13 protein-coding genes are annotated in these 14,806 nt (G+C 70.9%); 5 read left to right on the top strand and 8 right to left on the bottom strand.

Going from position 1 to position 14,806, the window contains the following annotated elements:
* Positions 1-3 precede the first annotated feature (3 nt).
* The 3 genes from ACJX2R_RS35520 to ACJX2R_RS35510 all read left to right on the top strand — a co-directional run bounded on the left by ACJX2R_RS35520 (position 4) and on the right by ACJX2R_RS35510 (position 1,721).
* Positions 4-417, top strand: a complete 414-nt coding sequence (locus ACJX2R_RS35520; RefSeq protein ID WP_020868201.1) for a roadblock/LC7 domain-containing protein — start codon at positions 4-6, stop codon at positions 415-417.
* Between the two features lie 82 nt (positions 418-499).
* Complete coding sequence (locus tag ACJX2R_RS35515) at positions 500-1,162, top strand: DUF742 domain-containing protein (protein ID WP_121824878.1); 663 nt, start codon at positions 500-502, stop codon at positions 1,160-1,162.
* On the top strand, positions 1,143-1,721 hold the full coding sequence (locus ACJX2R_RS35510; RefSeq protein ID WP_075200410.1) for a GTP-binding protein: 579 nt from the start codon (positions 1,143-1,145) through the stop codon (positions 1,719-1,721). Before ACJX2R_RS35515 ends, ACJX2R_RS35510 begins: the two co-directional genes overlap by 20 nt.
* 188 nt (positions 1,722-1,909) lie before the next feature.
* Here ACJX2R_RS35510 and ACJX2R_RS35505 read toward each other — a convergent pair whose 3' ends face one another.
* The 5 genes from ACJX2R_RS35505 to ACJX2R_RS35485 form a co-directional block, all read right to left on the bottom strand.
* The gene (locus tag ACJX2R_RS35505) at positions 1,910-2,152 is read right to left on the bottom strand and encodes an acyl-CoA carboxylase subunit epsilon (protein ID WP_413103439.1); all 243 of its coding nucleotides are present in this window, start codon (positions 2,150-2,152) and stop codon (positions 1,910-1,912) included.
* A gap of 55 nt (positions 2,153-2,207) precedes the next feature.
* Entirely contained in the window at positions 2,208-3,791 is a 1,584-nt protein-coding gene (locus ACJX2R_RS35500; protein WP_262706294.1) for an acyl-CoA carboxylase subunit beta, read from the bottom strand.
* A gap of 329 nt (positions 3,792-4,120) precedes the next feature.
* On the bottom strand, positions 4,121-5,719 hold the full coding sequence (cimA, locus tag ACJX2R_RS35495) for a citramalate synthase (protein ID WP_262706293.1): 1,599 nt from the start codon (positions 5,717-5,719) through the stop codon (positions 4,121-4,123).
* Positions 5,720-6,056: 337 nt separating this feature from the next.
* Entirely contained in the window at positions 6,057-7,142 is a 1,086-nt protein-coding gene (locus ACJX2R_RS35490) for a branched-chain amino acid aminotransferase (protein WP_262706292.1), read from the bottom strand.
* A gap of 203 nt (positions 7,143-7,345) precedes the next feature.
* Entirely contained in the window at positions 7,346-8,389 is a 1,044-nt protein-coding gene (locus ACJX2R_RS35485) for a 3-isopropylmalate dehydrogenase (protein ID WP_413103438.1), read from the bottom strand.
* Positions 8,390-8,517: 128 nt separating this feature from the next.
* On the opposite strand from ACJX2R_RS35485, the gene ACJX2R_RS35480 reads away from it, so the two are divergent.
* Positions 8,518-10,101 (top strand): purple acid phosphatase family protein, encoded by a 1,584-nt coding sequence (locus tag ACJX2R_RS35480; RefSeq protein ID WP_413103437.1) that lies wholly within the window; start codon positions 8,518-8,520, stop codon positions 10,099-10,101.
* Here the strand turns inward: ACJX2R_RS35480 and ACJX2R_RS35475 are convergent.
* The 3 genes from ACJX2R_RS35475 to ACJX2R_RS35465 all read right to left on the bottom strand — a co-directional run bounded on the left by ACJX2R_RS35475 (position 10,095) and on the right by ACJX2R_RS35465 (position 13,368).
* Positions 10,095-10,217, bottom strand: coding sequence for a hypothetical protein (locus ACJX2R_RS35475; protein ID WP_020868213.1), 123 nt, complete (start codon positions 10,215-10,217; stop codon positions 10,095-10,097). The two genes, ACJX2R_RS35480 and ACJX2R_RS35475, sit on opposite strands and share 7 nt — an antisense overlap.
* 524 nt (positions 10,218-10,741) lie before the next feature.
* Positions 10,742-12,373, bottom strand: coding sequence for an L-glutamate gamma-semialdehyde dehydrogenase (gene pruA / locus ACJX2R_RS35470; protein ID WP_413103436.1), 1,632 nt, complete (start codon positions 12,371-12,373; stop codon positions 10,742-10,744).
* Between the two features lie 68 nt (positions 12,374-12,441).
* Positions 12,442-13,368 carry a proline dehydrogenase family protein gene (locus ACJX2R_RS35465; protein WP_413103435.1) on the bottom strand — a complete coding sequence of 309 codons (927 nt, stop codon included), beginning with the start codon at positions 13,366-13,368 and terminating at the stop codon, positions 12,442-12,444.
* Between the two features lie 164 nt (positions 13,369-13,532).
* Here ACJX2R_RS35465 and ACJX2R_RS35460 point away from each other — a divergent pair, with 164 nt between their 5' ends.
* Positions 13,533-14,798, top strand: coding sequence for a PucR family transcriptional regulator (locus ACJX2R_RS35460; RefSeq protein WP_413103434.1), 1,266 nt, complete (start codon positions 13,533-13,535; stop codon positions 14,796-14,798).
* The last annotated feature ends 8 nt before the right edge of the window (positions 14,799-14,806 follow it).

The raw sequence follows: 14,806 nt of genomic DNA, 5'->3' as shown, positions 1-14,806 counted from the left end.
CCGATGAGCCAGGCGGCGCAGAACCTGAACTGGTTGATCACGAACTTCGTGGACAACACCCCCGGGGTGTCCCACACGGTGGTGGTCTCCGCCGACGGACTCCTTCTGGCGATGTCCGAAGGCTTCCCCCGTGACCGAGCCGATCAACTGGCGGCGGTGGCCTCCGGCCTGACCTCGCTCACCTCCGGAGCCTCCCGCATCTTCGAAGGCGGCGTGGTCAACCAGACCGTCGTCGAAATGGAACGAGGCTTCCTCTTCATCATGTCGATCTCCGACGGATCCTCCCTCGCCGTGCTCGCCCACCCCGAGTGCGACATCGGCCTCGTCGGCTACGAGATGGCCCTGCTGGTCGATCGCGCGGGCAACGTCCTCACCCCGGATCTCCGCGCGGAATTGCAGGGCAGTCTTCTCAACTAGCAAACATGGAGTGCGTTTCGCGCCACCGCGCCATAGGGTGCGGTGGCGCGACCGGCAAGACAGGCGAGTTGGAGGAGGACACGTGGCAACGCCCCCTAGCGGATATCCGTACGCCCACGGGCAGCCGTCCGAGCCGCGCGGAGAGGGCCCAGTGAAGCGCTACAACTTCCCCTCCGCACCCAGCCGCCAGGCCCGCTCGCCACAGCAGCCGGAGCCCCAGCGGGAGCAGCAGCCCCCGCGGCGGCAGCCGCAGCGACCCCAGCAACAGCCGTACACGCCCTCCTACGCGCCTCCCGGGCCGTCGGAGGGGTCCTGGTACGACGCGCCGCCCGCGCCCCGTATCGAGCCCGTACAGCCGCCTGAGCGCCCAGCCCCGGAACCTTCCTCCCCCGCGGGTGGCACTCATAACCCTCTGGTGCGCCCGTACGCCATGACAGGGGGCCGGACCCGGCCCCGGTACCAGCTCGCCATCGAGGCGCTGGTGCACACCACGGCCGACCCCGCTCAGCTCCAGGGCCAACTGCCCGAGCACCAGCGGATCTGCCAACTGTGCCGCGAGATCAAGTCGGTCGCCGAGATCTCCGCACTGCTCACCATTCCCCTCGGCGTAGCCCGCATCCTCGTAGCCGACCTGGCCGAGGCGGGGCTCGTCGCGATCCATCAGCCCGGCGGCGACGAGTCCGCCGGCGGTCAGCCTGACGTGACACTGCTCGAAAGGGTGCTCAGTGGACTTCGCAAGCTCTAGCGGTGCAGCCCGCTCCACCACCTCCGCGAAAATCGTGGTGGCGGGCGGCTTCGGCGTGGGCAAGACCACGTTCGTCGGCGCGGTCTCGGAGATCAACCCGCTGCGCACCGAAGCCGTGATGACCTCCGCCTCGGCGGGGATCGACGATCTCACCCACGCGCCGGACAAGACCACCACCACGGTGGCCATGGACTTCGGCCGCATCACGCTGGACCAGGACCTGATCCTGTACCTGTTCGGCACGCCCGGCCAGGACCGCTTCTGGTTCATGTGGGACGACCTGGTCCGCGGCGCCATCGGCGCGGTCGTCCTGGTGGACACCCGCCGCCTCGCCGACTGCTTCCCGGCGGTCGACTACTTCGAGAACTCCGGCCTGCCCTTCGTCATCGCCCTCAACGGCTTCGACGGGCACCAGCCCTACAACCCCGAAGAGGTCCGCGAGGCCCTCCAGATCGGCCCCGACGCGCCGATCATCACCACCGACGCCCGCCACCGCAGCGAGGCCAAGAGCGCGCTGATCACCCTGGTCGAGCACGCGCTGATGGCCCGGCTGCGCTAGCCGAGGCCGACGGCGGAAGCCAAAATCCCCTGCTCTCCGAAGGAGAACAGGGGATTTGTGCGTTTCGGCGGGGCTTCTCGGGCGTCCGGGCGGTGTGCGGCCGTCCGGGCACGGCGGCGCCTGTGGGCGGTCAGCCCTGCCAGCTGTGCCGCTGGGCGGTCAGCCCTGCCAGCTGTGCCGCTGGGCGGTCAGCCCTGCCAGCTGTGCGGCGCGCTGAACGCCGGGCGGCGCTCCAGACGGCGCCAGCGGGCGGCGCTGCGGCTCGGGCGGGTGGAGGAGCCGGCGGTCCGGTGGGTTCCGGCGGCCGCGCGGGCGAGCAGCACCGCGGTGACCGCGGCGAGCTCCTCGGCGTCGGCGTGGCCCTTCTCGACCCGGACCAGGGTGGCCGCCGCCGCGGCGGCGGGATCGGCGATATCGCTGGATGTGCTCACGGTTTTCTCTTCTCCCTTGTCGCGCGGGTCCCGCGCGAGGTCATGAACGCGAGGGTTACTGCGGCGGGTTGCCGTGCTTGCGGGACGGCAGGTCGGCGTGCTTGTCGCGCAGCATCGCCAGGGACCGGATGAGGACCTCACGGGTTTCGGCCGGGTCGATCACATCGTCGACCAGCCCCCGCTCGGCCGCGTAGTACGGGTGCATCAGCTCGGACTTGTACTCCTTGACCATGCGGGCGCGCATGGCCTCGGGGTCGTCGGCCCCGGCGATCTGACGGCGGAAGATCACGTTGGCTGCGCCCTCGGCACCCATCACCGCGATCTCGTTGGTCGGCCAGGCGTAGGTCAGATCGGCCCCGATGGACTGGGAGTCCATCACGATGTAGGCGCCGCCGTACGCCTTGCGCAGGATGACGGAGATCCGCGGCACGGTGGCGTTGCAGTACGCGTACAGCATCTTGGCGCCGTGCCGGATGATCCCGCCGTGCTCCTGGTCCACACCGGGCAGGAAGCCGGGCACGTCGAGGAAGGTGACCAGCGGGATGTTGAAGGCGTCGCACATCTGGATGAAGCGCGCGGACTTCTCCGACGCCTCGATGTCCAGCACCCCGGCCAGCGACTGCGGCTGGTTGGCGATGATGCCGACCACCTGGCCGTCGAGCCGGGTCAGCGCGCAGATGATGTTGGTCGCCCAGCGCTCGTGGACCTCGAGGTACTCGCCGTCGTCGACGATCTCCTCGATGACCTTGCGCATGTCGTACGGCCGGTTGCCGTCGGCCGGGACGAGGTCGAGCAGCGCGTCGCCGCGCCGGGCGGCCGGGTCGTCGGACTCGACGGTCGGCGGGTTCTCGCGGTTGTTCTGCGGCAGCAGCGACAGGAGGTAGCGGACCTCCTCGAGGCAGGTCTCCTCGTCGTCGTAGGCGAAGTGACACACGCCCGAGGTCTCGGCGTGCACATCCGCGCCGCCCAGTCCGTTCTGGCTGACCTTCTCGCCCGTCACCGCCTGGACCACATCGGGTCCGGTGATGAACATCTGCGAGGTCTCCCGGACCATGAAGACGAAGTCCGTCAGCGCCGGGGAGTACGCCGCGCCGCCCGCGCACGGGCCGAGCATCACGCTGATCTGGGGGATGACACCGGACGCCTTGGTGTTCCGCTGGAAGATGCCCCCGTAACCGGCGAGCGCCGAGACGCCCTCCTGGATGCGGGCACCGGCGCCGTCGTTGAGGGACACCAGCGGCGCCCCGGCCGAGATGGCCATGTCCATGATCTTGTGGATCTTGGTGGCGTGCGCTTCCCCCAGCGCCCCGCCGAAGATCCTGAAGTCGTGTGCGTAGACGAACACCGTCCGTCCGTGGACGGTCCCCCAGCCGGTGACGACACCATCGGTGTAAGGCTTCTTGGCCTCGAGCCCGAACCCGGTCGCACGATGCCGCCGCAGCGGCTCCACTTCGTTGAAGGACCCCTCGTCAAGCAGCAGATCGATCCGCTCGCGAGCCGTCAGCTTCCCCTTGGCCTTCTGGGCCTCGGTCGCCCGCTCGCTCGGGCCGCGCCGAGCCTGCTCGCGAATCGCGTGCAGCTCGGCGACGCGCCCGCGAACGTCACTCGCCTCAGCAGGCGCACCTTCGAGATTGGTCATGCAATGACGGTACGTTCCCGGACCCCCGGAAACGCATGTCAATTCCCTACAACGTCAAGGGCGTTTTGGTGGGCAGGCGGAACAGAACTGGACAGCGGCTTTCCCACTACCTGGTGTCCTAAAGGACTATCGGCCCTGTCGGCACCCCACAAACCTCCAGGCCGTGATGGTGCGAGGGGCGGGCGCGACCACCCGGATGGCCGCCCTCCGCCGGAGCGGCCGTGCGGCCGGACCGGGCAACGGAGCACATCGGCCGCGCTCCGCTCCCCGCACCCTACTCCGGCCGCCGCCGGAGCCGCACCGTCCGCCTCCTCGCTCCGGCCGGCGCGTCACTCCTGCGGGTCCACTCCGGCCCGCAGCAGCCCATAGGCGTAGGCGTCGTCCAGGGCCTGCCAGGACGCGGCGATCACGTTCTCCCCGACGCCCACGGTCGACCACTCCCCCTGGCCGTCCGCGGTGGCGACCAGCACCCGGGTCGTGGACTCGGTGCCGTGCTTGCCTTCCAGGATGCGGACCTTGTAGTCCACCAGCTCCATCGTCGCCAGCTGCGGATAGATCCGCTCAAGACCCACCCGCAGCGCCCGGTCCAGCGCGTTGACCGGACCGTTGCCCTCCGCCGTGGCGACGATGCGCTCGCCCTTGGCCCACAGCTTCACGGTGGCCTCGTTGGCGTGGGTGCCGTCCGGGCGGTCCTCGACGATCGCCCGCCAGGACTCGACGCGGAAGAAGCGGCGGGGACGGCCCTCGACCTCCTGGCGCAGCAGCAGCTCGAAGGAGGCGTCGGCGGCCTCGTAGGTGTAGCCCGCGAGCTCCCGCTCCTTGACCCGCTCCACGATCCGGCCCACCAGCGCCCGGTCGCCGCCGAGGTCGATGCCCAGCTCCTTGCCCTTGAGCTCGATCGACGCCCGTCCGGCCATGTCGGAGACGAGCATCCGCATGGTGTTGCCGACCCGCTCGGGGTCGATGTGCTGGTACAGATCCGGGTCGACCTTGATCGCGGAGGCGTGCAGTCCGGCCTTGTGGGCGAAGGCGGAAACACCCACATAGGGCTGGTGAGTGGACGGCGTGAGGTTGACGACCTCGGCGATCGCGTGCGAGATCCGGGTCATCTCCTCCAGGGCGCCCTCCGGCAGCACCCGGCGGCCGTACTTGAGCTCCAGGGCCGCGACGACGGGGAAGAGGTTGGCGTTGCCCACCCGCTCGCCGTAGCCGTTGGCCGTGCACTGGACGTGGGTGGCGCCCGCGTCCACGGCGGCGAGGGTGTTGGCGACCGCGCAGCCGGTGTCGTCCTGGGCGTGGATGCCCAGCCGCGCCCCGGTGTCGGCCAGCACGGTGCGGACCACCGCGTCGATCTGGCCGGGGAGCATGCCGCCGTTGGTGTCGCAGAGGATCACCACCTCGGCGCCCGCCTCGTGGGCCGCGGAGACGACCTGCTTGGCGTAGCCGGCGTTGGCGCGGTAGCCGTCGAAGAAGTGCTCGCAGTCGAGGAAGACCCGGCGGCCCTGGGACCGCAGGTAGGCGACGGTCTCGCGGACCATCGCGAGGTTCTCCTCGAGCGTGGTGCGCAGGGCCAGCTCCACATGGCGGTCGTGGGACTTCGCCACCAGGGTGATCACCGGCGCCCCGGACTCCAGCAGCGCCTTGACCTGGGCGTCGTCCTCGGCGCGCACCCCCGCCTTGCGGGTGGCGCCGAACGCCACCAGCTGGGCGTGCTGGAAGTCGATCTCGGCGCGGGCCCGGGCGAAGAACTCCGTGTCGCGCGGGTTGGCGCCGGGCCAGCCGCCCTCGATGAAGCCCACGCCGAAGTCGTCCAGGTGACGGGCGATGGTCAGCTTGTCCGCGACCGTGAGGTTGATGCCCTCGCGCTGCGCTCCGTCGCGCAGGGTGGTGTCGAAGACATGGAAGCCGTCGTCGGGCAGATCCTTCATGGTTGGTCTGGCTCCTGTCGGATGGATCTCGGTCTACCGGAATATCCGGTTCCGCGCCCTCCTATGATCCCTCACGCTTCGCCTCCGGCGGGATGGTCCGGAAAACGAAAAGACCCCTCGCGGGTGCGAGAGGTCTGCGCGCGGGTCTGGGGCACGGTGGCCGCCCTGTACCGGGTCGTACGGGCGGTCACTGCGGACCGGCGCGCCTGCTGCCAATAATCATGGCGAACGAGAGCACGGAGGCAGTGTGGCACATTCCGCCCCCGCGCTCTCATCCGTCTCAGGATGCGAACCCCGGGTGTCAACCAGATGACGCCCGAAGGCCGGCCCAGGGGGTTCAGCCCAGGGGGTGCATCCAGCCATGCGGGTCCGGGGCGGCGCCGGTCTGGATGTCCAGCAGCGCCCTGCGCAGCCGCATCGTCACCTCGCCCGGCTCACCGTCGGCCACCGTCCAGCTCGCCCGGGCGGACTTGACCGAGCCGACCGGGGTGATCACGGCCGCCGTACCGCAGGCGAAGACCTCGGTGAGGGTCCCGTCGGCGTTGCCCTCACGCCAGTCGTCGACGGAGATCCGACCCTCGGTGACCTCGTAGCCGAGGTCGGCGGCGATCTCCAGCAGCGAGGCGCGGGTGATCCCCGGCAGCAGCGAACCGGACAGCTCGGGGGTCACGATGCGGTTCCCGTACACGAAGTACAGGTTCATCCCGCCCATCTCCTCGATCCAGCGGCGCTCGATCGCGTCCAGCCAGACCACCTGGTCACAGCCCTGCTCGGCGGCCTGCGCCTGGGCGACCAGGGAGGCCGCGTAGTTGCCGCCCGTCTTGGCCGCGCCGGTGCCGCCGGGCGCCGCGCGGACGTACTCCTCCGAGAGCCAGACCGAGACCGGCTGCACACCGCCGGGGAAGTAGGCCCCGGCCGGGGAGGCGATCACCACGAAGAGGAACTCGTTCGCGGGCCGGACACCGAGCCCGACCTCGGTGGCGAACATGAAGGGCCGCAGGTACAGGGACTGCTCCCCATGGCCCGGCACCCACGCCTTGTCCTGGGTGACCAGCGCGTCACACGCCGCGATGAAGGTCTCGACGGGGAGCTCCGGCATGCCCATGCGGCGCGCGGACGCCTGGAACCGCTCGGCGTTCTGGTCGGGGCGGAACGTGGCCACGGTGCCGTCGGGCCGGCGGTACGCCTTGAGCCCCTCGAAGATCGTCTGGGCGTAGTGCAGCGTCATGTTCGCCGGGTCGAGCGAGAGCGCGGCGTACGGCACGAGCTGGGCCTCGTGCCAGCCACGGCCCTCCGTCCACTTGACCGTCACCATGTGATCGGTGAAGTGGCGGCCGAATCCGGGGTTGGCCAGGATCTTCTCCCGCTCGGCGGCGGGAAGGGGGTGGGAGGAGGGCTTGAGCTCGATCGTGGGCGTCGTCATGGCAGGTAGTCCTTCACCTTCGGTTGTGGCGGACCGCGCTCACACCATCCTGCCCGCAAGCGGTGTTAGGACGTCCAAGCTCTTCTTCACACAGCGGCCCCACCGGGGATTATCTCCTAGGTGGGGCCGGGGAAGTGAGCGTCGTGCAACGCGCGGCCCAAGGTCGATGGTCGCACCCAGCCGCGCACTGGCACAGGCTGGGGTCAGCCGGATACTCGGGCGGCGAGCGCGTCGCCGATCTCGTCGGTGGTGCGCGGCGCGGCCGCGTCCCGCTCGGCGAGGTCCGAGGCGACGGCGGTCTCGATACGGGCCGCCTCGTCCCCGTAGCCGAGGTGCGACAGCAGCAGGGCCACCGACAGCACGGTCGCCGTCGGGTCGGCCTTGCCGGTGCCCGCGATGTCCGGCGCGGAGCCGTGGACCGGCTCGAACATCGACGGGAAGGCGCCGGAGGGGTTGATGTTTCCGCTCGCGGCGAGTCCGATGCCGCCGGTGACGGCGGCGGCGAGGTCGGTGAGGATGTCACCGAAGAGGTTGTCGGTGACGATCACGTCGAACCGTTCCGGCTGGGTGACGAAGAAGATCGTCGCGGCGTCGACGTGCAGATAGTCGGTGGTGACCTCGGGGTACTCCTGGCCGACCCGGTCGAAGATGTTCTTCCACAGGTGGCCGGCGTGCACCAGGACGTTGTTCTTGTGCACGAGGGTCAGCTTCTTGCGCGGCCGGGCGTTGGCGCGCTCGTAGGCGTCCCGGACCACGCGCTCGACCCCGTGGGCGGTGTTCAGGCTGACCTCGGTGGCGACCTCGTCCGGGGTGCCGGTGCGCATCGAGCCGCCGTTGCCCACGTACGGGCCCTCGGTGCCCTCGCGGACCACCACGAAGTCGATGTCGGGGCGGCCGGCCAGCGGGGACGCGGTGTTCGGGAAGAGCTTCGACGGACGCAGGTTGACGTAGTGGTCGAAGGCGAAGCGCAGCTTGAGCAGCAGCCCGCGCTCGAGCACGCCCGAGGGCACCGACGGGTCGCCGATGGCGCCGAGCAGGATCGCGTCGTGGTCCTTCAGCGACTCCAGCTCCGCGTCCGGCAGGGTGTCGCCGGTGGCGTGCCAGCGCTGGGCGCCGAGGTCATAATCCCTGGTCTCCAGCTTCACGTCCTGCGGAAGGGCGGCGGAGAGGACCTTCAGGCCCTGGGCCACGACTTCCTGGCCGATACCGTCACCGGGGATCACTGCGAGGCGAATGCTGCGAGACATACCGGGACCCTACCGCTCGTCCCATGGATTGACATAGGCGTTCCACCATTCGGACGGCCGCGCAGCGGCAATCACCCGTTCACCCCCTGTATGGCGCGCCGTTGACCGCTCGGGGGACATTCCGGTCCATGGATACACCACGGTTCGGCGTACCGGAGCGGCTCGCCCAGCGGATGACCATGGCGGAGCAGCACGAGTATCTGCGGGCCCGGCTCTCCCGCCGCCGGGTGCTGCGCGCGGGCGCCGCCACGGCGGGCACGGCCGCGGGCGCGGGGCTGCTGGGCGGCGCGGCGTGCGCGGCCGACACCAAACCGGCGCCGGCCGCGGGCCCGAGGCCGGGGGCCGCCACGGTGGACGGCGCGCTGGTCGCCCCGTTCGGCCGCCATCTGGCCTTCGGCGCCGATCCGCGGACCCAGATGCGGATCTCCTGGCAGGTGCCGTTCGCGGTGCGCAAGCCGTATGTGCGGCTCGGCACCAGCCCGTTGGAGCTGACCCGCAAGGTCGAGGCCGAGGTGCGCCATCTGCGCACCCCGTCGCTGAGCGACCAGCTGCCCGCGGTCGACCAGTTCTATCTGCACGCCGCGGTGGACGGCCTGCGCCCCGGGGTCACCTACTACTACGGCGTCGGGCACGCGGACCGCGATCCGGCCGAGCCGCGTCACTTCGCGTCCGTGGGCACCTTCCGCACCGCGCCGGACCGGCCCGGGAAGTTCGTCTTCACCGCCTTCGGGGACCAGGGGGTGAGCTATGACGCGCTCGCCAACGACCAGTTGATCCTCGGCCAGAGCCCGTCGTTCCATCTGCACGCCGGGGATCTGTGCTACGCGGACACCACCGGCCACGGGAAGAAGTCCGACCTCTATGACGCCCGGGTCTGGGACTCCTTCCTCGCCCAGACCGACTCTGTCGCGGCGAGCGTGCCGTGGATGGTGACCACCGGCAACCACGACATGGAGGCGTGGTACTCCCCCGACGGCTACGGCGGCCAGCTGGCCCGCTGGTCGCTGCCCGGGAACGGCCCGGACCCGCGCAAGGCGCCCGGGGTCTATTCGTTCCCTTACGGGAACGTGGGCGTGGTCGCCCTGGACGCCAATGACGTGTCGTACGAGATGCCGGCCAACAAGGGGTACACGGACGGGGCGCAGACCCGGTGGCTGGACCGGGAGCTGGGGCGGCTGCGCAAGCGGCCCGGCATCGACTTCCTGGTGGTCTTCTTCCACCACTGCGCCTACTCCACCACCAGCGCCCATGCCTCGGACGGCGGGGTGCGCGACGCGTGGGTGCCGCTGTTCGACGAGCACGAGGTGGACCTGGTCATCAACGGCCACAACCACGTCTACGAGCGGACCGACGCCCTCCGGGGCGGCAAGGTCGCCCGACGGGTCCCGGTGGAGGGGAGCGCCGACGCGGTGCGCGACGGGATCGTCTATGTGACGGCGGGCGGGGCGGGCGCGAAGCTCTACGAGTTCCCGGTGCCCGACAGCTACGAGGGGCACGTCAAGGACCTCGACGAGGTGAAGACCTACCACTGGACCAGGGACGGCGAGAAGGACCGGGACAGCGCGGACTGGTCCCGGGTCCGCTACACCGGCTTCTCGTTCCTCGCGGTGGAGGTGGAGCCGGGCCCCCGCCCCAGGCTCACGGTCACGGCCCTGGCGGAGTCGGGCCAGCGAGTCGACCGCTTCGAGGTGACCCGGCCCCGGCGTCAGTGACCGGTGGCGCCGCCGTTGTCCCGGCGGTCGAGGGCGCGCTGGAGCGCGGCGGCCGCCTTCTTGCGGTCGGTGTTGTCGGTCTTGCGGCGGATCCTGCGGACAGTCGTCTCGGCCATGATCACATCTCCTCTGCTGAACCCCGGTGAACGCCCGGGGGGAAGGAAAGCTCCCCGAGAAGGTGGCTGCCGGAAGGGGCGGGGGCCTGGGTGCGGCAGGGGTCGCCTGCGCGGTGTGCACCGGCCGCGGCCGCCATCGCTGGATGCAGCGAGACGTTCGGCTTCCACAAAAGTAAGGCAGCGGAGCGTCAGTGTCTGCACAATTAGTCGGACGTCCTACTATCTGAGACGCGAACAGCGTGATATCGGCCACTGACCCAGGGTGATCATCTCTCGGCGTCACGCCGATGATCGAGGCCGACCCCCGTCCGACCTCGACCAACGGCGGCCGATCGCAAGTCCGTGGGCGATCCCGCGCCTGGTTACCCACGTAAACTGCGGTAAATAGTGCCTACTTGACTGCTTGACGCTAGCACCGCCGCGCATCGGGCGTCCACAGATTTCCCCCGACGCGCCCCCCGACAGCACCGCGCCCCCGGACCACTTCAGCGCGGTCCGGGGGCGCGGGTCGCCGGGCCCGGGGGTCAGCCCATGTGCGGGTAGCGGTAGTCGGTCGGCGGGACCAGGGTCTCCTTGATGGAGCGGGTGGAGGTCCAGCGCATCAGGTTCTGCTTGGCGCCCGCCTTGTCGTTGGTGCCGGAGGCGCGGCCGCCGCCGAAGGGCTGCTGGCCGACGACGGCGCCGGTCGGCTTGTCGTTGATGTAGAAGTTGCCGGCCGCGAAGCGCAGCGCCTCACAGGCGGCGGCCGCCGCCGCGCGGTCCTGGGCGATGACGGCGCCGGTCAGCCCGTACGGGGCGGCCGACTCCATCTGCTTCAGCATCGTGTCGTACTCCTCGTCCTCGTAGACGTGCACCCCGAGGATCGGGCCGAAGTACTCGTCCTTGAAGATCTCGTTCTCCGGGTCGGTGGAGACCAGCACGGTCGGGCGGACGAACCAGCCCTCGCTGTCGTCGTAGGAGCCGCCCGCGACGACCTCGATCGTCGGGTCGGACTTCGCCCGGTCGATCGCCGCCTTGTTCTTGGCGAAGGCGCGCTCGTCGATGACCGCGCCCATGAAGTTGTCGAGGTCGGCCACATCGCCCATGGTCAGCCCGTTGACCTCGGTGGCGAACTCCTCCTTGAGGCCGTTCTCCCACAGGGAGCGCGGCACATAGGCGCGGGAGGCCGCGGAGCACTTCTGGCCCTGGAACTCGAAGGCGCCGCGGGTCATCGCCGTCTTCAGCACCGCCGGGTCGGCGGAGGGGTGGGCGACGATGAAGTCCTTGCCGCCGGTCTCACCGACCAGCCGCGGATAGGTCTTGTAGTTCTCGATGTTGTTGCCGACCGTCTTCCACAGGTACTGGAAGGTACGGGTCGAACCGGTGAAGTGGATGCCCGCGAGGTCCGGGTGGGCCAGCGCCACCTCGGAGACCTCCTTGCCGTCGCCCGTGACCAGGTTGATCACGCCCTTGGGCAGCCCGGCCGCCTCCAGCACCTCCATCAGCAGCACGGCGGCGTGCGTCTGGGTCGGGGACGGCTTCCAGACCACCACGTTGCCCATCAGGGCGGGGGCGGTCGGGAGGTTGCCCGCGATGGCGGAGAAGTTGAAGGGGGTGATCGCGTAGACGAACCCCTCCAGCGGCCGGTGGTCGGTGCGGTTCCAGACCCCGGGCGAGTTGGTCACCGGCTGCTCGGCCAGGATCTGGCGGGCGAAGTGGACGTTGAACCGCCAGAAGTCGATCAGCTCACAGGGGGTGTCGATCTCCGCCTGCTGCGCGGTCTTCGACTGGCCCAGCATGGTGGACGCCGCGAGCGTCTCCCGCCAGGGGCCGGAGAGCAGATCGGCGGCCTTGAGGATGACCGCGGCACGGTCGTCGAAGCTGAGCGCGCGCCACGCCGGGGCCGCGGCCAGGGCCGCGTCGATCGCGTCCCGCGCGTCCGCTCGAGTGGCGTTGCCGTAGGTGCCCAGGCGGGCGGAGTGCTTGTGCGGCTGGACGACGTCGAAGCGCTCCCCCGCTCCCATCCGCTTCTGGCCGCCGATGGTCATCGGCAGGTCGATGGGGTTCTCGCCGAGCTCCTTGAGCTTGGTCTCGAGGCGGGCGCGCTCCGGGGTACCGGGGGCGTAGGTGTGCACCGGCTCGTTCACCGGCACGGGGACCTGGGTGACGGCGTCCATGATGACCCTTGTCTCCTTCGATCGTCGGGGGCGTCGGGGGTTTACGAGTTCTGCGATTCCGAGAGCGGTCAGCGGCGGCCGACCAGCGAGCGCAGGAAGAATGTGAGGTTGGCGGGACGCTCCGCGAGGCGGCGCATGAAGTACCCATACCAGTCTGTGCCATACGGGACGTAAACCCGCATACGGTGACCTTCCGCCACCAGCCGCTCCTGCTCGGCCACGCGGATCCCGTACAGCATCTGGAACTCGTACTCGTCCAGCTTGCGCCCGAGGCGGTGCGCCAGGTCCTGGGCGATGGCGACCATGCGCGGATCGTGCGAGCCGATCATGGGGTAGCCGTCACCGGCCATCAGGATCTTCAGACAGCGCACATACGCGCGGTCCACCTCGCGCTTGTCCTGGTGGGCGACGCTCGCCGGCTCGTTGTACGCGCCCTTCACCAGCCGCACCCGGGAGCCTTCCCCGGCCAGCGCCCGGCAGTCGTCCTCGGTCCGGAAGAGATAGGACTGGAGGACCGCGCCGGTCTGCGGGAAGCGGCTGCGCAGCTCGCCGAGGACGGCGAGGGTGGAGTCCACCGTGGTGTGGTCCTCCATGTCGAGGGTGACGGTGGTGCCCGCCGCGGCGGCGGCCTCCACGACCGGGGTCACATTGGCCAGCGCCAGATCGTGGCCGCCGGGCAGCGCCTGGCCGAAGGCGGAGAGCTTCACGGACATCTCGGCGCGCCCGGCGAGTCCCTCGGCGGCCAGCGCCTCGGTCAGCGCCAGATAGGCGTCGCGGCTGCGCAGCGCCTCGGACCGGTCGGTCACGTCCTCGCCCAGATGGTCCAGGGTGACGTCCAGGCCGCGGGCGGTCAGCGACCGCACCGCCCCCAGGGACTCGGCCAGCCGTTCCCCGGCGACGAAGCGGTCCACCATCGGGCGGGTGACCGGCGCGGCCGAAACGATACGGCGGATGGCGGCACTGCGCGAAGCGGCGAGCAGCACGGGTCCCAGCACGGGGCACCTCCACGATGACGGCCGATGAACGGCAACGGCAACTCACCGTGAAACTTAAGGATGGCGCGGATTCCGGACCATCGACAGCTGTCACGCATCCGTGGCCGGGATCTCAGACATCTGTATGAGAGTGTGGGAGGCGAAAGCGGGAAGAGGCGGACCCCATGCGCGACGACTACCAGCAGCTGGTGGACGAGATCACGGCGGTGCTCCGGGCACCCGCGACCCTGGAGAACCGCGACTTCGCGCTGATCGCCTTCGGTGCCCAGGACAGCGAGGACGGCGATGGCACGGCGGAGCCCGCGCTGGACCCGGTGCGCACCCGCTCGATCCTCCAGCGCCGCTCGACGGCGGCGGTGCGGGCCTGGTTCGAGGCGTTCGGGATCGCCCGGGCGCAGGCCCCGCTGCGGATTCCGCCCGACCCGGCGGCCGGGGTGTTCATGGGCCGCATCTGTCTGCCCGTCCGGCACCGCGGGGTGGTGCACGGCTATGTCTGGCTGCTGGACGACGGCCATCTCGCCGATCTGGAACTGGGCGGCCCGGCGGGCGCGCGGGACCCCCGGCTGGTCCGCGCGATGGAGACGGCGGACCGCATCGGGGCGCTGCTGGCGGCCGAGGCGCGGGCCGGGGAGGAACTCGGGGAGCTGCTGCGCGATGCGCTGACCGGACCGCCGGCCGGACGGGACGCCGCCCGCTCCGGGCTGCGGACCGCGCTGCGCGGAGCGGCCGACGGGCCGCTGGCGCTGGTGGCGGTGGTGCCGTGGACGCCGGGGACCGGCGAGGACGCGGACCACCCGGGCCTCCCCCATCTACCGGGCATCGTGGCCGCGTGCGCGCTGCCGGGGGACGCGGCGACAGGGGTGTCCGGGGCGCCCGGAGCGGGGCTGGCGGCGCTGGTCCGGCTGCGTGCGGCCTCCGCCCTGGACCCGGCCCGCGCGACGGCCGAGCAGCTGTTGCGCTCGCCCCGGGCCACGGCGGGCGGCGGGGGCCCGGGGAGACCGGCGCCCGGGGCCGCCGCCGGGGTCAGCGCTCCCCGGCGCGGGCTGGAGGATCTGCCCGCCGCCTGGCAGGAGGCGCTGGCCGCGGCGCGGGCGGCGCATGCCGACACCCACCTGGGCCCGGTCGCGGAGTGGTCCGCCATCGGCCCGTACCGACTGCTGGCCGCGCTGCCCGCGCTGCCGCCCGACGCCGCCGTACGGCCGCTGCTTGAGCCCGCGCACGCCGAGCTCGCCCGCACCGCCGAGACCTTCCTCGACTGCGCGGGCCAGGCCGGGCGCACCGCCCAGCGGCTGGGCATCCACCGGCAGACGCTGTACTACCGGCTCTCGCGGGTGCGGCAGCTGACCGGTCTCGACCTGGACGCGGGCGAGGACCGGCTGCTGCTCCATATGACGCTGAAGGCCGCGCGGCTCGGGCCGCCGGGGCACTGAGCCCGGGG

The sequence above is a fragment of the Streptomyces sp. Inha503 genome (assembly GCF_047215865.1).
In the GTDB taxonomy this organism is placed as follows: domain Bacteria; phylum Actinomycetota; class Actinomycetes; order Streptomycetales; family Streptomycetaceae; genus Streptomyces; species Streptomyces lycopersici.
This window is presented reverse-complemented; position numbering and strand designations above follow the sequence as displayed.